At 52.8% G+C, this 17,307-nt stretch carries 17 protein-coding genes and 2 pseudogenes; 6 read left to right on the forward strand and 13 right to left on the reverse strand.

From position 1 onward, the window contains the following. Together AP057_RS13575 and AP057_RS13580 are read right to left on the reverse strand one after the other, a co-directional pair. Positions 1-761: transposase (locus AP057_RS13575; protein WP_152968896.1), on the reverse strand; the 761-nt coding region annotated here is incomplete at its 3' end. A 95-nt stretch (positions 762-856) separates the two neighbouring features. Continuing rightward, positions 857-1,111 (reverse strand): annotated as a pseudogene (locus AP057_RS13580) (hypothetical protein); the annotation flags it as partial. A 159-nt stretch (positions 1,112-1,270) separates the two neighbouring features. Between AP057_RS13580 and AP057_RS13585 the strand changes: the two are divergent. Further along, positions 1,271-2,635, forward strand: coding sequence for an amino acid permease (locus AP057_RS13585; RefSeq protein ID WP_055358967.1), 1,365 nt, complete (start codon positions 1,271-1,273; stop codon positions 2,633-2,635). Between the two features lie 51 nt (positions 2,636-2,686). On the opposite strand, the gene AP057_RS13590 is transcribed toward AP057_RS13585, so the two are convergent. From AP057_RS13590 to AP057_RS13610, 5 genes are all read right to left on the reverse strand, one after another. Beyond that, the gene (locus AP057_RS13590; protein ID WP_230581318.1) at positions 2,687-2,863 is read right to left on the reverse strand and encodes a hypothetical protein; all 177 of its coding nucleotides are present in this window, start codon (positions 2,861-2,863) and stop codon (positions 2,687-2,689) included. 189 nt (positions 2,864-3,052) lie between these two features. Then, positions 3,053-3,619, reverse strand: a complete 567-nt coding sequence (locus tag AP057_RS13595; protein WP_055358968.1) for a YdhK family protein — start codon at positions 3,617-3,619, stop codon at positions 3,053-3,055. A gap of 126 nt (positions 3,620-3,745) precedes the next feature. After that, on the reverse strand, positions 3,746-4,303 hold the full coding sequence (locus tag AP057_RS13600) for a TVP38/TMEM64 family protein (protein ID WP_015374808.1): 558 nt from the start codon (positions 4,301-4,303) through the stop codon (positions 3,746-3,748). Between the two features lie 31 nt (positions 4,304-4,334). After that, positions 4,335-5,015, reverse strand: coding sequence for a response regulator transcription factor (locus tag AP057_RS13605; RefSeq protein ID WP_055358988.1), 681 nt, complete (start codon positions 5,013-5,015; stop codon positions 4,335-4,337). A 2-nt stretch (positions 5,016-5,017) separates the two neighbouring features. Continuing rightward, complete coding sequence (locus tag AP057_RS13610) at positions 5,018-6,391, reverse strand: HAMP domain-containing sensor histidine kinase (protein ID WP_055358969.1); 1,374 nt, start codon at positions 6,389-6,391, stop codon at positions 5,018-5,020. Between the two features lie 216 nt (positions 6,392-6,607). Between AP057_RS13610 and AP057_RS13615 the strand changes: the two genes are divergently transcribed. The 3 genes from AP057_RS13615 to AP057_RS13625 all read left to right on the forward strand — a co-directional run bounded on the left by AP057_RS13615 (position 6,608) and on the right by AP057_RS13625 (position 9,846). Beyond that, positions 6,608-8,701 carry a DNA topoisomerase III gene (locus AP057_RS13615; RefSeq protein WP_055358970.1) on the forward strand — a complete coding sequence of 698 codons (2,094 nt, stop codon included), beginning with the start codon at positions 6,608-6,610 and terminating at the stop codon, positions 8,699-8,701. A 120-nt stretch (positions 8,702-8,821) separates the two neighbouring features. Next, complete coding sequence (locus AP057_RS13620) at positions 8,822-9,019, forward strand: hypothetical protein (RefSeq protein ID WP_011231182.1); 198 nt, start codon at positions 8,822-8,824, stop codon at positions 9,017-9,019. Next, a complete protein-coding gene (locus AP057_RS13625) occupies positions 9,019-9,846 on the forward strand; it encodes a serine/threonine-protein kinase (RefSeq protein WP_055358971.1) in 828 nt (275 codons plus the stop codon). Before AP057_RS13620 ends, AP057_RS13625 begins: the two co-directional genes overlap by 1 nt. A gap of 180 nt (positions 9,847-10,026) precedes the next feature. Here the strand turns inward: AP057_RS13625 and AP057_RS13630 are convergent, their stop codons facing one another. Together AP057_RS13630 and AP057_RS13635 are read right to left on the reverse strand one after the other, a co-directional pair. Further along, positions 10,027-10,269: a hypothetical protein gene (locus AP057_RS13630; RefSeq protein ID WP_049626149.1), complete on the reverse strand. Its 243-nt coding sequence runs from the start codon at positions 10,267-10,269 to the stop codon at positions 10,027-10,029. Between the two features lie 30 nt (positions 10,270-10,299). Next, complete coding sequence (locus AP057_RS13635) at positions 10,300-10,566, reverse strand: hypothetical protein (protein WP_033014171.1); 267 nt, start codon at positions 10,564-10,566, stop codon at positions 10,300-10,302. A gap of 153 nt (positions 10,567-10,719) precedes the next feature. Between AP057_RS13635 and AP057_RS13640 the strand changes: the two genes are divergently transcribed. Next, positions 10,720-10,926, forward strand: a complete 207-nt coding sequence (locus AP057_RS13640) for a hypothetical protein (RefSeq protein ID WP_033014172.1) — start codon at positions 10,720-10,722, stop codon at positions 10,924-10,926. Between the two features lie 160 nt (positions 10,927-11,086). Here the strand turns inward: AP057_RS13640 and AP057_RS13645 are convergent, their stop codons facing one another. The 3 genes and pseudogenes from AP057_RS13645 to AP057_RS13655 all read right to left on the reverse strand — a co-directional run bounded on the left by AP057_RS13645 (position 11,087) and on the right by AP057_RS13655 (position 15,078). Next, a complete protein-coding gene (locus tag AP057_RS13645; protein ID WP_055358972.1) occupies positions 11,087-11,872 on the reverse strand; it encodes an ABC transporter ATP-binding protein in 786 nt (261 codons plus the stop codon). Continuing rightward, a pseudogene (locus tag AP057_RS17935) lies at positions 11,869-12,183 on the reverse strand (nitric oxide synthase oxygenase); the annotation flags it as partial. The gene AP057_RS13645 and the pseudogene AP057_RS17935, both read right to left, overlap by 4 nt. A gap of 777 nt (positions 12,184-12,960) precedes the next feature. After that, a complete protein-coding gene (locus AP057_RS13655; RefSeq protein ID WP_055358974.1) occupies positions 12,961-15,078 on the reverse strand; it encodes a YhgE/Pip domain-containing protein in 2,118 nt (705 codons plus the stop codon). Between the two features lie 706 nt (positions 15,079-15,784). Here AP057_RS13655 and AP057_RS13660 point away from each other — a divergent pair. Continuing rightward, positions 15,785-16,291: a QueT transporter family protein gene (locus AP057_RS13660; RefSeq protein WP_033014176.1), complete on the forward strand. Its 507-nt coding sequence runs from the start codon at positions 15,785-15,787 to the stop codon at positions 16,289-16,291. Between the two features lie 627 nt (positions 16,292-16,918). Here AP057_RS13660 and AP057_RS13665 read toward each other — a convergent pair. Then, positions 16,919-17,260: a multidrug resistance efflux transporter family protein gene (locus tag AP057_RS13665; RefSeq protein ID WP_055358975.1), complete on the reverse strand. Its 342-nt coding sequence runs from the start codon at positions 17,258-17,260 to the stop codon at positions 16,919-16,921. Between the last annotated feature and the right edge of the window lie 47 nt (positions 17,261-17,307).

Genomic DNA, 17,307 nt, shown 5'->3' on the forward strand with positions numbered 1-17,307 from the left:
CGCAAACTCGTTTCATCGACATGCAGGATGTTGGATTCAAGTAAGGCGTCTTCGATGATGTCCATATTTGATTCCAGCGCTTCGCGTCCTCGTTTCACCATATTGGCAAGAGTTCCTGTACTAATCGAGTGTTGATATAACGCTTCGATTGTATCACTTAAACGCTTGTACGGGATCAATTGGATATGATGTAAATAAACAACGAGCGCCGTGAGCCGTGGACCGTATTGCACATGATTCGTGACATGGGATGGGAATTCGGCTTGTTGCACGCATCGACAATGTGGACACGATTTCACTTCACGTTCATGTTGTGTCACCTCGATCGCCACAGGAGGGACATCAAACACTTGACGGATATCGACTTTGAACGGTTTGACGTCACGCAAAGAAGCCCCACATCCTTGACACGTATGCACACGGTGGACGACACGATGATGTGGATGTTCCACTTGACGGAGCGTCGTTCCTTGATGTCCTTCTTGTCCGCCTGGCTTGTTGCCAGATGGTTGACGAGAAGAACGTGTGTTGGCAAAACGGTCAGAAGATGGGGGCAAATGGCTATTGGAGCTGTTTTTTTTCGTGCGTGCTTCCAGCTCTTGAACACGGTACTTCAGTTGTTCATTTTCTTTGCGTAGTTGTTTGTTTTCGTGACGCAAATGTTCATTTTCTTGAACGAGTTGATGAATGAGCTGTTTTTGTTGTTGGACTTTGCCGATTAAGCCCTCAACTGTAAATACAGCTTGTTGTACCGTCAACATGTGATTCACCTCCTTGTCTATCAATATTCACATCATAGACAGGAAAAGCAAAAAATATTCAGCTCACTTTATGATGTGGCTGAATAGTTACCGAACGGAATCGAACGTCTTTTGCGGACAAACACGCCTTCCTCCACGAGCAAGCGGTCTTCATCCCAAGCGTAGGTAAAGCGGAGCCAAGACAGAACCCCCATCACCACCGTGTATACGACAGCCGACAGCGGCACGATGAAATCCCGCCAAGAGAAGCCCGCCACCATGATCACAAGGAGCGGAACGACCATGTTTTTCAGTTCTTTTCCGACTCCCGCCATAATCGCAACGGGATGAAGGCAGCGTCTAGGCGTCATCTTCATCCACCAATTTCCATGTTGGTGATGCCTTTTTTCGACAATCGTTGACAGAACAACTGAACTATTATATTCTGAAATTATCTTTTTTGCTTAACCGCATAAAAGCAAAAAAGCACATCTATGAATCAACATTAGAGCAGAAAGGTTGTTGTCAACATGGAACAATCCCGTCCTCAGCTGCAAAAAGGACTATTGCCCCGCCACGTTCAGCTGATCGCGTTAGGAGGGATGATCGGCACCGGCATTTTTAAAGGAAGCGCCGAGGCCATTCATACCGCTGGACCAAGCGTCGTGCTCACGTACTTGATCGGCGGCGTGCTGTTGTTTTGGATTATGGCTGCACTGGCCGAGATGGCGATCGCGTATCCGGGTTCGAACGTTCAACATTTGATCCGCCGGGCGTTTGGCTTTCGCCTGTCATGGATCATCGGCTGGCTGTATTGGATCAATTGGACGTTGGTCACTGTTGTCGAACTGCTGGCTGCCGGCAGCTTTCTGAACTATTGGGTTCCGTCTGCGCCGTTATGGCTGCTTGCCCTCCTGTGCGCGTGTCTGATCATGGGGTTGAATCTTTTCCCTGTGAAGTATTACGGGGAAGCGGAATTTTGGCTGGCCGGCCTGAAAGTGGCGGCGCTAGTGGTGTTTATCGTGCTCGGGGCGGGCGTATGGGCTGGCGTGATCCCAAGCGGCATAAGCGGCTCATTTCCGTCTGCCAGCGACGGCGGATGGTTTCCGCACGGGTTTGCCGGAACGCTCAGCGCCTTGCTTATCGTGATGTTTTCCTATGGCGGAGCGGAGCTGATCGGGGTGGCGGTGACGGAGATGAAAGACGCCGAGCAGGTGCTGCCGCGCGTCATTCGCACCACAATCTGGCGGGTTGTCGGCTTTTATCTTTTGCCAATGGCCATCATTTGCGGCATTATGCCATGGAACACCGTTTCGGAAACGAACAGTCCCTTTGTCCAAGTGTTGGAAGCGATCGGGTTGCCCGGCGCGGCCCATGTCATGAACGCGGTGTTGCTCATTGCCGTCTTATCGGCGGCCAATACAGGCGTCTATGCGACTTCTCGGTTGCTGTACACCATGGCTGAACAAGGAGAAGCAAGCCGCCGCTTGCAGCGGACGACGAAACACGGGGTTCCGCTGTACGGGATGGGCATGGTCGCCATCTGCATCGCCGCTGGCGTGATCGGCGCCTACTTGGCGCCCGGGCGAATCATCGGGGAATTGATGACGATTCCTGGGTTTACCGTGCTCATCGTTTGGATGATGATCGGCGCCGCTCAGCTGAAGCTGCGGCCGCACTACAAAACGAAGCCGTTTTTCCGAACGAAAGGGTTTCCGTACACAACGATGGCGGCGGTCGGGGCGCTCGGGGCGATTTGGCTTGGCTTTTTGCTTCAAAGAGAGCATCGAATCGGTTCGCTTCTCTGCGTGGCCGTCTTGGTTCTCTTATTCATCTATTCCACTGTCAAAGAAAAGCAGCATCAAGCAACAAAAGCGCCCGGGCGAACGGCGTAACCAAACCGCCTCTTTTCGCTCGGGCGACAGCTAGAGACGGGCGTCCTTTCATCATAGACGGCGCCCGTCTTCCTTTTTTCGTGTCCAACCGTTCCCACGATATTCGTCCCATGCCCGCCAGGCCATGATCGCCATGCCGAGCGCGAGAATCAGCGCCTGTCCGTCCATCCGGTGTTCCGTCCATAAGTGATGCCCTGCCGCTCCGATGCCGTAAAGCACCCAAACCACTGAAAACCACATAACTCCCAACCAAAATCTCCGCATCGTTTCTCCCTTTCTTTCTCCCGTTTTGAAAAAATAGGGGATTTTCGTATAATTATACCACAATTTTCACAAATGAGCCGAAAAAAACAAGCCATTCCCCTATGCTCCAAGGGAAATGGCTGCGCGTTTTGCGGAAACACCGATGATGATTCGTTAGTTGGCCGGCGACAGCTCGTCTTCGGTCACCCATTTGTGGTTGGTCACTTTTTGACCAGTTTCCGTATCGATGTAATCGACCATATACACCGTCGTTTGTTTCGCCGAATCAATGACTGCTTTAGCCCCTTTCATCCCTTCCATGTGATCGGCATTCAAGACGACTTCATCGCCCGGCTGGAACGGTTTGTCTCCGGCGTTTTCGATTTCTTCGTGAATGACCCATTTATGGTTTTTCACTGGGTCCCCGCCTGTAGTTGGGGTGTATGTGACCGTATAGACGATCGTGTCAAAGGCACCGGTGACAGTCGCCTTGGCTCCATCCATTCCCGGCATATGGTCGGCATGGATGATGACTTGGCTTCCAACCGGATACTTTGGTTGTTTTGCCTCCTTCAATCCGGCCGGCACCTCTTTGGAGCCCGAGTGATTCATTCCTTCATGCCCGGTGTGAGAAGCTGTATGTTCCCTTGGCGCTTTGTTGTCGTTGGCACCGGTGCAGGCCGATAACAAGAGCGCTGCCATAACTGAAGTTGTTCCCAATAACATTTTCCAGTTTTTCATCGTTTTCACCCTCCTTGCCTTGTTAGCATACCGGACATTTTTGCAGATTTTGTGGAGATGGCCTTGGATTTGCCGCTAAAGGCCGTATGGCGCCTAGGCTGACTGTCCTTTTGGGCGGGGGCTGTTTCACCCCGCTGCTTTTTGCCCTATCTTTCGCCAGACGAACCACAAAAGAACGATCGATGCAACAGCGAGCATCAGTTTGCCCGCCCAAGCGGCCTCGAGGAATTGATGGACGGCATACGCTTCCATCCATAAAGCCGGGAGCTTGCCGAGTGAGCTAGCCGTTGCAAACACAGAAAGAGACGTGCGGCCGATGGCAGCAACGAACGTCACCGCCCCGGATGGCACAAACGGCAACAGTCGAAGCGCGAAAATAAGCCCAAACGCCTCCTTGCCACTTGCATGGAGCAACGGCTTCACCTTGGGATGGGAAAGCCATGTCGTCTCGCTCCATCGGCGAAGTCCTTTTCGATACAAGACAAACGAGACGACCGCTCCGATCGCCTCGCCGGCAAACGACACCCAAAAGCCGGGCCAAAATCCGAAAACGGTCAAATTGGCGGCAGTTAAAAAGGCGCTTGGGACGACTCCGAGCACGCTGATCACCACATTGCAGGCTAGACTCAAGAAGTACGCCGCTCCGCCGTATGCTTGAAGGAACTCAATCATCCGTTCTTCCATTTGACCCAAACGCCTCTCTTTCCGAAAATGGTTATGACTTGCGCCCTTCCCATTTGTAGCCGACGCCCCAGACCGTCTGCAAATAGTCGTCCACTGGGAACCCCGCTTTCCGCAATTTTTCGCGGATGTTTTTCATGTGGGAGTCAACGGTCCTCTCTTCCGTATCAGCGAGATAGCCCCATAGCGATGCGATGATTTGCCCGCGGCTGAACACCTGATTCGGGTGCTTTAACAGCAGCCCCAAAATGGCAAATTCTTTCGGCGTCAACGCAATCGGCTTATCTTCGTAGCGGACCGTATGTTCCTCTTCGTCCCATACAAGCCCGGCCGCGCGAATGGCGGAACGACCGCCAGCTGTACGGCGCAGCACCGCTTCAATGCGAGCAAGCAGTTCCCCCTCGTCAAACGGTTTCGTCACATAATCGTCCGCTCCGATTTTCAATCCTTGGACAATATCCGCCGTCTCATCGCGAGCGGTGACCATCATGATCGGCACATTCGAAAACGATCGAATGCGGCGGCACGTTTCCCATCCGTCGAGTTCTGGCATCATGACATCAAGCAGCACCAAATCGGCGTGATGGCGCCGCAAATAGTCAATGGCTTCCGCCCCTGAACGCCGTTTCACGCAACGGTAGCCGTTCGGCGCTAAATACAATTCCAATAAATCGAGCATCCGCTCTTCATCATCAACCAACAGCAAGGTATACATCATTATCCCTCCGGCAGCGTAATGAGGATGGTCGTTCCTTTTCCTTGTTCGCTTCGAGCAGCGATCGTTCCCCCGTGCGCCTCGACGATTTCTTTGGCAATCGCCAAACCGAGTCCGGTCCCGCCGCTTGTCCGCGACCGCGATTTGTCAACCCGATAAAACCGCTCGAAAATCCGGGGCACATCTTCCGGTGGAATACCGGTTCCTTCATCGGACACGGCAATGACGATTCCTTGCTTTTGAAGGTGAACGGCGACGGCCACCGTCGTGCCAGAAAACGCGTACTTTCGTGCATTGTCAAGCACATTGATCATCACTTGCTCGAACCGCTGCCGATCAATCGCAGCCATGACCGAACCGGGGCACTGGCACACAAGCGACAACGATTTTTCCTGAAACGCGGGGCGCAGTTTTTCACACAATTTTGTCAAAAACGAACAAAGATTTGTCGGTTGCTTTTCAATCTGGAACGAGTGTTGCTCCAGTTTGGCTAATTCAAACAAATCTTTGACCATCTTTTCGATCTTTTCCGCTTCTTCGTAAATGATCGCCATATAGTTCGCCCGTTGCTCCTCAGACAGATGCGGACGCCTAGCAATGTCGGCGTATCCTTTCACATACGTCAGCGGCGTGCGCAATTCGTGAGAGATGCTCGCTAGAAATTCGCTCCGCTCTTGTTTCAAATACGCCAAATCGTTGGCCAGCGTTTGAATCGCTCTCCCGAGTTGCGCCAGCTCGTCGTTGCCTTTCATCTCGAGGCGGACGGAAAAATCCCCCCGGCTGAGCGCTTCGGTCGCTCGCTTCATGCGAAGGAGCGGCATCGTGATGGCGCGGGAGAAAAAGGCGATGGTCAACACGGTGATCGCCACCGACAGCACGCCAACGACAATAAAATGATGCTTCAGTTTATACACCATCGTCCGGATCGAGCGAGTGTCTTGAAACATATACACATATCCCCTTGTTTTCCCCCCGATTTGAATCGGGCTGACGGCTGCGATATGCGACGCCCGCTTCCAGTCGGTTTCGACCATCATTCCCCGGCGGGGAATATGACGGCCGTTCGTTAAAGGAATGAGGCGCTTGGCAAACGGAACAATGCCGCTAGATGCCGATACAATTCGGCGCCGGGCGTCCGTGATGGCGACATCGGTTTCCGCCTCTGATTCCATCATCACGACATGCGCCAACGTCGTTCGATCGTTATTTTTCTCCAAGACGTTGCGGTGGCTGTTTCCCCGCGCTATCAGTTGCGCGAATTCTTCCTCGATGCGCGCATGGACGAGCGTAGCGTAGAGGGAAACGAACAGCACCATTTCAATGGCCAAGACAAAGGCAAAAAACAGCATTCCGAGTTTCCATGACAGTTTTCGCACGGATTCCTCTCCTCATCCATCAAGTCCGAGTGTCATTTCAATTTTACTATTTTATTTGGCAAATGTGCAGAAAGTGTGGAGATGCAGCTTTGCGCCACGCCAAGGCGTCTTGTCCCGCCAAGGAGACAAACCTTGACGGATGCGTCTTTTTCCTTCTTCCTTTATACTTAAGAAGCAGACTATGCTCATGTAGAGACGACAGAAAGGGGTTTATCGATGAAATCGCTCGTGTTAGCGGAAAAGCCGAGCGTCGCCCGCGACATCGCCCGCGTGCTCGGCTGCAAGCAAGCACATAAACATTATTTTGAAGGAAAGCAGCACATTGTCACCTGGGCACTCGGCCATTTAGTGGAGCTGAAGATGCCGGAAGACTACGACCGAAAATACGAAACATGGCGGCTGGAGGACTTGCCGATCATCCCAAAGAAAATGGGCTTGAAAGTCATTCGGCAAACAAGCCACCAGTTTCGCGCCATTGAACGGTTGGCGAAACGACCGGATGTGAAAGATGTCATCATCGCGACCGACGCGGGCCGCGAGGGGGAACTGGTCGCGCGCTGGATTTTAGAGATGATCGGTTGGACGAAGCCGATTTGGCGGCTATGGATTTCGTCGCAAACCGACCGCGCCATCCGCGACGGCTTCCGCCAACTCAAGCCCGGGGTGCAGTTTGAACGCCTGTATCAATCGGCCGTCTGCCGCGCGGAAGCCGACTGGCTGATTGGGTTAAACGTCTCGCGCGCCTTGACGACCAAATACAACGATCCGCTCTCAGCCGGGCGGGTGCAGACGCCGACGCTTGCGATGATCATCGAGCGCGAACGCGAGATCCAATCGTTCGTTCCCGTGCCATATTGGACAATTCGGGCCAAGATCGGGTCCATCACAGCCGTATGGGAGCGGCATGGCGGACATCGTCTGTTTGACCAAGACGAGGCCAACCGGCTGATGACTCGTCTCAAAGGCCAGCCGGCGCGCGTCACATCGATCAAACGGAAACGAAAAAGCGAGTCCGCCCCGTTGCCGTATGACTTGACCGAACTGCAGCGGGACGCAAACAAGCGGTTTGGCTTTTCGGCGAAAAAGACGCTCTCGGTGTTGCAGCGACTGTACGAACAACACAAGCTTGTCACGTACCCGCGCACCGATTCGCGTTATTTGCCAAGCGATATGGAAGCGACGATGACCGAGCGGTTGTTGGCGATGAAATCCGGTTATGAGGACGTCATCGTTCCGCTTCTCGCCAAAGGCAAAGCCAAAGCAGCCAAGCGGGTATTTAACGATGACAAAGTAACCGATCATCACGCCATCGTTCCAACGGATGAGCGGCTCGACCTTAGCAGGCTGTCCACTGATGAGCGCAAGCTGTATGATCTCATCGCCCGCCGTTTTTTGGCGCTTTTCTACCCGCCGCATGAATCCGAAACGACGACAGCCGTCTTTGACATCGGCGGCGAAACGTTTGTCGCCAAGGAGACGGTGGTTGTCAACGCCGGATTTCAAGCCGTTCTCAGCAAAGAAGACAACAAGGCCCAACCAACGTTGTTGCATCTCGCGGAAGGCCAGACGCTCCCATCAGTGCAACTTGAGCTGGAACAATCGTTCACGGAACCGCCTGCCCGTTATTCGGAAGCTGACTTGCTCGCGCAAATGGAGAAATACGGGCTCGGCACGCCGGCGACAAGAGCGGACATCATCGAACGGCTGGTTGAAACCGAAGTGGTCGAGCGAAAAGACGGACGGTTTTATCCGACAAAAAAAGGGAAACAGCTGATTGAGCTCGTCAATGAAGAGCTGAAATCGCCGGAATTGACCGCCCGCTGGGAGCGGGAGCTGGAGGCGATCGCCCACGGGAAAGGAAATCCACGACAATTTTTGGCCAACATCCGCCGGCAAACGCAGCAGCTCGTTGCCGAAATTAAGCAAAGCGAGCAGGTATACAAAGCGCCAAACCTCACGAATCTGACGTGTCCAGAATGCGGCGCGCTTTTAAAAGAGCGGAAAACGAAAGACGGACGGATGCTTGTCTGCTCGAACTTAGCGTGCCGCTACCGCCGTCGGCGCGATCCGAAACTGTCGAACCGCCGTTGCCCGCAATGCCACCGGCGTATGGAAATGCATGAAGGAAAAGCAGGACTTTATTTCCAATGCCGCCCGTGCAATATTGTCGAAAAAGCGGACGAGACCAAACGCATCGCCGCAAAAGGAAGCGAACGGGCGCTGCTGAAAAAATACAGCCCGGCCAACGAATCGTTTGGCACGAGTTTAGGGGAGCTGCTCAAGCAGGCGTTGAACGAAAAAAAGGAATGAGGTTGCCGCACCGCGCTAGGGGCTAATGCCCCTGGCGGTTTCTTTTTCATCTTTGAATCTGAAACCTCCCTCTCATTGCCTCGTATATATAGATAAATCTATCACAAAGGAGCGATCACGATGTTGAAAAAATGGCTAAAATCCCTTTTCGGCCATCCCCATCATCCGTCGCACTACCATAAACATTACAGCAGCAGCGACCACCATTATTACAACCCGACGTATCATTCGCACCACCACCCGTCCCAGTACGGGCATCATCACTACAAAAAGAAACATCATAGCGGCAGCTTCTTCTCAAGCTTTTTCGGCAGCTGATGAAACGGTTTTTTGAACGCCATCCGTTCGTTTCCCACTGGGTTGATCGGCCGCATCGGGGCGGGAAGGTGCTTTTGGGCCGCTATGAAATCATCGAAGAGCTTGGGATGGGAAGCTACGGCATCGCCTACAAAGGGCGCGATCACCTGACAGGCCGTCTTGTCGTCATCAAACAAGCGCGGCGGACAAAAGGCGAAGACGGCCGCCGCTTGCTTCAGCGCGAAGCTGACGTGCTCGCCCACCTGCGCCACCCGCAAATTCCGAGGCTGTATGATCGGTTTGTGGAGCGCGGACAGCCGCATCTCGTGATGGAGTACATCGAAGGAGAAACCGTGGAAGACTTGATCTTCAAACGGGGAGTCACGTATACGGAACAGGCAGCGTTCCAGCTGCTGCGCGACGTGTTGATGGTCGTGTGCCACCTGCATACTTTGGGGATTGTCCACCGCGATTTGCGCATCCCGAACATCATCTGGCGCGATGGAACGGCGGCGATCATCGATTTCGGCTTGGCCTGCCGCATCGGCGAACCGGTGGATTTCCGCGATGACGACCCGCTTGAGAAACGGTTGCGGCGCGAACCGCATCCACGAAGCGATTTCTATGCCCTTGGACACTTCACCTTGTTTTTATTGTATTCTGCCTATGAACCGACAAGTGACGAGGAAAAAAGCTGGGAAGAAGAGCTCGATTTATCACCAAACGCTCGTCGGATCTTGCGGAAAATGCTGCAGCTGGATGCGCCGTATGACCATGTTGACGAGTTGATCGACGACGTGGATCAGTTGCTCGCAGAACCCATCCGGAATCAAGCAGGGGCGCTTTGACGTTTGATCGCACCGTTCCCCGACCAGCCACCCCTTTTCCCCATTTGGAAAGGGGGCTGTTTCAACACCATGCTGTTAAGGAAAAAAGAGGAGCCGCAGTTTTGGCTCCTCGTTTATCCATCGATAAGGTCAGCGGCGCTACTGGTGGTTCGGCCTTCATCATCTCCCCTGTCTTGAAATTTAGAAAAAGAACGATCGACACACGGAATCCAATGACTGCAACCGCTCGATCAGCCCCTGCAAATCGCACGTATGGAGCGTATCGCTCAGTTCGCGGCCTTCCTCCGTCACCAAGTACAAGTGAATTTCCATGCATCCGTCCCAGCGAACGTTGGCGTCAAGCCACCCATCTTCGCTCTCGAGCTCCAGCCCGACCGTCTCCCCTTGGTCATTTTCGTGTTTTGTTTTGATGACCCATACCATCCTTTGTTCCGCCCTTTCCTGTTCGCCGCCTCACTCTTGTTGTTCCGCCCCGATTCCTGACACCGGGGAGCCAGTGGACGTATGTTCATTCACCCAACGGAGTGCCGCGTCCACCACTGCATCGGCGTCAGAAAGCTGGGTGCGGTGCTCAATGATCCAATTGAGCCCGTCTTGCGGATCAAGGTTATGTTGTAAACATTCCACCAAAAATGATTGGACACATGCCACATCGCTCCACTCCCACGCTCCGCACTGGCGGCGCCAAATCGCTTCGATCGCATCTTTCCCAAATTGCATTGAGTTCCTTCCCTCCTGTTGCCCATATTGTCATCCATAGTATGCCTACAACAGATGACAGGGCTCCACAAAAGAAATTGGCGGGAAAGGATTTGATTTCCATTTGTACGGCATCCATCAATGGCCATACTGAGAATATGGAGGTGTTGGTTCATGAGAGAACCTTGGGAAGAACGCAGCGCCGCTTCCAACCTGCCGCGCTATACCCCGGGAATCGGCGTTCCCGATGAAATGAGTCCGATTCGCGATATCGCCCGCGGCTTTGAAAACGGACGGCCGCCGGTCATTGAAATCACGCCCGCTGACGGCCGCCAACAAGCGGACGATATCGATTTTCCGCCCGTTGACCGGGCGTTTTGAAACGTCGAGCCACAAAAGAGGATGTCACGCTGTTTGGCGGACATCCTCTATGCGTTGATGGCGCTATGCGGGTTGAAAATTGAGAAACAGGTGGAGCTAGCATTATTTTGTACTAAATCACCAACCTCCTAGCGGCCTAGCGGCGGAGGAATCGGCCGGCTCAGCGGCGCACAGACGCCCACGGCCGCCCGTTCTCCCAATGAACGCGCATATGGAGGCGAAACGCCGCTGAAAGCCGCTCATCGGTCAGCACATCCTCTTTTCGCCCAGCGGCGGCAATGCGCCCGTCTTGCAAGAGCAGCACATGGGTGATCGATCCCACAATCTCTTCAATATAGTGGGTGACGTATAATACATGGCACGGACGGGACACGACCTGTTCGATCAAGGAAAGCACTTCTTCACGCGCCAATAAGTCTAGGCCAACGGTCGGCTCATCCAAGATCAGCAGCTTCGGATTTGCCATCAGCGCCCGGGCGATCAACGTTTTTCGCTTTTCCCCTTGCGACAGCGTCGCGTATCGCTTCCCTTTTACCGCTTGCAGGCGGAACGATTCCATCAATGCCTCCGCTTGATCCCGATCCTCGCTAGTTACTGCATCATACAGGCCAATCGTTGCAAACTTGCCGCTGATGATGACATCTTCAACCGTTTCCGTTTGCAGCGTGTCGTGAAATTGATCAAGGAGCGCGCTGCTGACAAACCCGATGTGCCGGCGCAACTCCGGCAGACTCGCCTGTCCAAACCGATAGCCCAATACTTCAACATCCCCGCGCGTCGGGTACTGATAGCCGGTGACGATATTGAGAAGCGATGTTTTCCCGGAGCCGTTTAGTCCAAGAATCGCCCATTGCTCGCCTTCTTTTACTTCCCAGTTTATATCGCGCAAAATCGTGCGCTCTCCTCTTGCCCATGACACATCGCGCATGCGGATGATGACGGTCATTGTTCCTCTCCCTTTTGTCGTTCGTATGGACGGTCCTGATAGAAAAAGTTGGGCAACATGGTCGTGTTGTCATAAGTTCGGTGAAAAATGTGCGTTGTCGCCGGAGAAAGAGGCGGAATCAGCCATGTCCAATCGCCGGTGACATGGCGGCCGGCTGCTTTCTCTTGCTGTTCAAACAACTGAAATTGGCGCGCGGCGGTATGATGGTCAACGATGCTGACGCCCGCCTTTTTGTAGGAATACAAAACCGCGATATTCAATTCGACCAACGCCTTGTCTTTCCATAATGATGCGTTGGAGTTGGTGTCAAGCTATGATAAACTGTTCTGCTTTTGTCATCAACTGCTCATCGTGCTGTCTGAGCTTATCGCTCTCGATCGTTACCATATATGCTTCTTTTCCTCCACTTCGCCGTCATTCCAATTCCAATCAAGAGGCAAATTCCCCCGACCCACCACATTTGCTCGATAAACATCGAAATCGCCAAAAAAATGAGCGCAAAACCAAGCAGTCGACGGATCGACATGATTCTCTCCCCTTTTCCCCGCCATCGAGCGCTCTCCCATCGCGCAAAAGCAGCAGTGAACAATGCTTGGGAGACGTCTATCCTACGGGGCAATTGAGAGTCAACTACCCCCACTTCGCGAACGCTTGAAGTGGGGGCTTGCAACTCCCCAGAAGTGCAAACGGACTTCGTCCTCCTTCCTTGACTTGGGGTTGCATCAGGGGGCAGGTTGACGACTGCCCAACGACGCAGGTCATGCCTGCATCGTTACCGATTCTCTCGGTGTGTCTGTTGGCAGTACTTGGCTTCCACACACAACAGACAGACCTACGCTCGATGTTTTGCGGTTGCAACGTTTCCTGCAACCAACTCCATACATCGAGCAGCTGTGATTGGAGTGCCTTTATTGAACGGTTTTCTCCATGCCTTTATTCTATCATACACAAAAGAAAGGGGGAACGCACATTCCTCTCCCACTTACTCCCTTTGGTCGTTGAAGTGGGAGTCTCCTGCGCGAAATAGGATGAAGCAACGCTCTCGTCCCTATTGTAACAGATGCTTCCATAAAGAGAACAGACAATTTTCAATGAAACAAACCACTTTGAACAGCTTTTTCCTTCAGCACGCGCATCCACGTGCTTAACGGGCCTTTCAACACAAGCCCAGCCAAAAGGGCGGCAACGGCAAACAAGAGAAGCCGCTTGACGTCATGCTCAACATTTTCCCATACGATCCCGCCGACTGCCTCGCGCATGATGTCAATGGCGTAGGTAAACGGCAGCCAAGGGTTTAATTGCTGAAAGAACGGAGGAATCAGCTCAATCGGATACGTGCCTCCCGCTCCGGCAATTTGCAAGACGAGCAACACAATCGCCATCGCTTTTCCCACATTGCCGAACAAGGAAACAAGCGAAAAAACCACCGCCATAAAGACAAAGCTGCACAAAAGGCCGAACGTCATGAACCATCCCGGCTCACGGACGAAAATATTCGGCAAGATGAAAGCCGCTCCAGCTGTCACGACCATCGCCTGCAAAGCATTCAGCGTCCAAAAGGTCAACAGCCGTCCGACATATTGTTCCCGCCCATTCGCTTCCGAAAACGAAGAAGGATCGGTCGACAAGACGGAAACAAGCAACAAACATCCTACCCATATGGCCAGCACCGTGTAAAATGGATTCATGCCCGAACCATAGTTCGGCAGCGGGAAAAGGCGGAACGTTTTGACGTCAACCGGGTGAGCAAAAAACGCCCCTTTCGCCTGTGGATCTTGTTTCAACAAGCGAATCAGTTCGTCGATGTCGGTTTCTCTTTTGATTTTCGATAGGAAGGCGGCCAGCTCGCGGACCTGGCGGGAGAGAAATGGATATTGAGCCTGTGCGGTCTTTAGCGCTTGTTGCGCGGCCGCTAAATCACGATCTGTGTTTGACAACCATTGCTCTGCCTCATGTAACGCTTGATCCATGCGAAGAAGCGTTTGTTTCGCTTGGCGCACCTGTTCCCCTGTTTGATTCCATTTTGCCCGCAGCATAGGTAGCAGCCGTTGGCGATATGCTTGATCAAGTTGCTGCGCCTGTGCGTCCAATAAGGCCATTTGTTCACGCAGGTGAGTGATCTCCCCTTCGACGCCTGTTGGATGTTGTTTCACTAGCGCCGCTGTTTCTTGAATAGACGCTAGCGTCTGCTCGATACGGCTGACTGTGCGTTGCACAGGTTGAAGCGAAGAGGAATCAATCGTCCCCTCCCATGTTCTCAACGTTCGGCGCAATTGCTGAACCAATGGGCTCGCGTCTGTTGCCGCCTGTTGGATGAGAGCCGCCCAACGCGCTTGCTTTTCCGGTGTATCGAGGGACTGTGGCGTCTGCTCTGCAAAGGAATAGAGCGCATGAACCGCCATTTCCACCGGCTTTTCCCATAAGTGCGATGAAGCATTGACTTGCATGAACAACTTCTCAACGCGGCCTGTCCATTCTAAACCGCGCCGCACCGTTGTTTTGGCAGCCGGCAGAAGCTCGCGGCCTGTACGAACTAGTGATCTTGCCTCTCCCACATCGCGATCTAGGGCTTTCAATTGTCGTTGAATCGTTGGCAATTCGTTTTCCAAACGAAACACGAACGCTTCAACGCGGCGAATGGTGGGAAGCTGCTGTTCGAGCGTCACTCCCGCTTGGTGGAACAAGGAAAACAATGCGGTATTGACCACCCTCACAAACTCATCGCTGACTCGCGCTGACAATGTACTTGCTCCGCGCTCCGTGATTTTGGGAGCGATGGCGTTCCGTTTGTCGTTTTCATAATAGTAAATAACCGCCCTTTTCGGACGTTTCTGCACTACAGTGGCTAATTTAGCCGAGAAATCAGCCGGAATGACGATCGTCGCAAAGTAGTCTCCCCTCCGAACGCCTTCCATTCCTTTTTTCCGCGTGACAAATCGCCATCCCAACTGGTGGTTGTTTTTTAAGGTCTTGACGATCTCATCGCCAGCGTGAAACCGGTGACCGGCGAGCTCCGCCCCTCGGTCTTCGTTCACGACGCCGACCGGTAAATCCTCTGTATGGGCATAAGGGTCAATCGAAGCCTCTACATTGATCCAAGCGTAAAGCGATGGAAGAATGATCAGGCCGAGAGCCAATATGGATGCGGCCCAGTTGGTCGTGAGATGTTTCAAATCGCTCATATAAATGCGCCATGCCTGTTTCACTTTGATCCACTTCCTTTCAAGTCGATCATGCTGTTGTTAGTATGAGCGGATCACGGAAAACTAAACCAACTTGGCCAGTCCTAACGAGGTTGACGATCGACGCCATCGTGCTCGCCACGACGGTTGGCGGCGGCTGGATTGCTTGCGGCGCAGATCGCACTCGGCCCCTAGTTGTCTGGTTTGACCTCCCGCCTGCTATTGTGACCATCCATTTTCTCATAGCGTTTCTCTTGGCTGGCGCTGCTGTTGATCGATCTATATTAAGTTGCAATTTTGTTTTACATCTCACATTTCGCACCCTGAATAAAAATTCAAAATAAGCCTGATTTGAGTGAATAAAAATTAGTTATTTTACAATATTTGTATAAAAATTTATTTTTATGCGAATATTTTGGTTATTTTTTGTATATTATGCAAAGGTTGCGAAATATGAGTTACATGGCATTGTTCGCTCTTCTTGTCACCGTGCCAGCTTGTTAGGTGATAAAGTAAAGACGGGACATGGAAGTCGGAAATTCTTTATTACAACCTATGCGACCGGTCCGCCAAATGACGTCAAGCCGAGGCGAAGCGCCGTAATTGCGACCTCCCAGACGGAACCGTATCGGTCTGCTGCTTGTTTCTTTGCAGCCATGGATCCCGCTCCTTTCGTTCACGAGAATGGCATGCTACAATCATATCATCATGCACGAGAGGAGAGGATACCATGAACGTTCGAACGATGGCGACAAACGGTTTGATCGCCGCCGTGTATATCGCCGTGACGGCGTTCATCCAGCCGTTTGGCTTTACGAACATTCAGTTTCGCGTCTCAGAAATGTTAAACCACCTAGTCGTATTCCGCCGAACATACGCCGTGGGCATCGTGCTCGGCGTCTTTTTGGCCAATTTGTTTTTCTCGCCGATTGTCGCGTATGATCTTGTATTCGGCGTCGGCCAGTCGGTGCTGGCGCTTCTCATCACGATTGTTTCTATGCGTTATGTCGAGAACATTTGGGCGCGTATGGCGATCAATACGTTGTCGTTTACCGTGACCATGGCCATCATCGCCTTTGAACTAAAGCTCGCGCTCGGCTTTCCGTTTTGGCTCACATGGCTGACGACGGCCATTGGCGAGTTTGTTGTCATGGCGATCGGCGCACCGATCATGTATGCGGTTGGCCGCCGGATCGCTCCAGAAGCCTTCCGGGCCGCTGACGGCCGCAACGACTGACCAAGTGTTCCTACGGCATCGAGCGCACCGCCCATTCGATGATCAATGAACAGACGGCGGCAAGCATCGACGCCGCCGTCATCGTGTGCGCCCGGCACGGGTGCAGTCTATAGGGTGAAAGTCCCGAACTGCGAAGGCAGAAGTAGCAGTTAGCTTCTGCGGCGACGCAGAATCTGAAGGAAGCAGGCGGCAAACAGGGATGAATACGGGGGCGAAAGTGAAGGATGGTGAGGCTGACAGCAACCCCTCCGCCCCATACGACAAGACCCACGGGCGTCATAAGCACGTCCCAGTCGCTAATCCAGAGATAAATCACAGCCGCATGGCAGGCCAGCAGCGCGTATATAGATGCAATTTGAAGATTTACCATTTGCAGCTTTTATCGACTGTCAGGCGACCGAACAACGCCGCTTCACAGACCCATATATGGGTTTGTGAAGCAGGTGGTTGTTCGGTCTTCCGTCACGCCTTGGCGTGACGGGGCAAGCCTATGGCTTGCCTTCGACAGTCGAAAATGGACAAACCGCTTTTCCGTCAAGGATATGTTAAACTTCTTCGTTGCATCTATCCTGAAAATACCCGAACTCCAAAATGTGTAAAGTTGTAAAATTCAACATAGAGGTCTTTTCATCCCTCCGATGGTGACGAAATTTTTTTGTCATGGGAGTCTATATAGATGCTCGTTTTCACCGCTCTCCCTCCACCCGATACGAAGGCTGGGCCTTCGAAACAGCCGAAGCCGACCGTCCCCCAGACGATCCATGTCCATGGATGGCGCTTCATGTCGCGCCAAACCGGACCGAGATTGCGGCGGGCAAGAAGAATGACAAACAACAGCGGAACCATAAAGAAAAAACGAAGTGACGAGCTCCACGTCCAACTCCCGCCAGCTAGTTCCATAGACCGGTTCAATATGAACGTAACGGCAAAAAAGAACGAGGCGGCAAGGCCGAGGGCCATTTCCCGCATGGTCGGTCTCTCCCCTCCTGTGATTAGATTCATCATGTGGCAGAGCA

The sequence above is a fragment of the Geobacillus sp. Sah69 genome (genome assembly GCF_001414205.1).
In the GTDB taxonomy this organism is placed as follows: domain Bacteria; phylum Bacillota; class Bacilli; order Bacillales; family Anoxybacillaceae; genus Geobacillus; species Geobacillus stearothermophilus.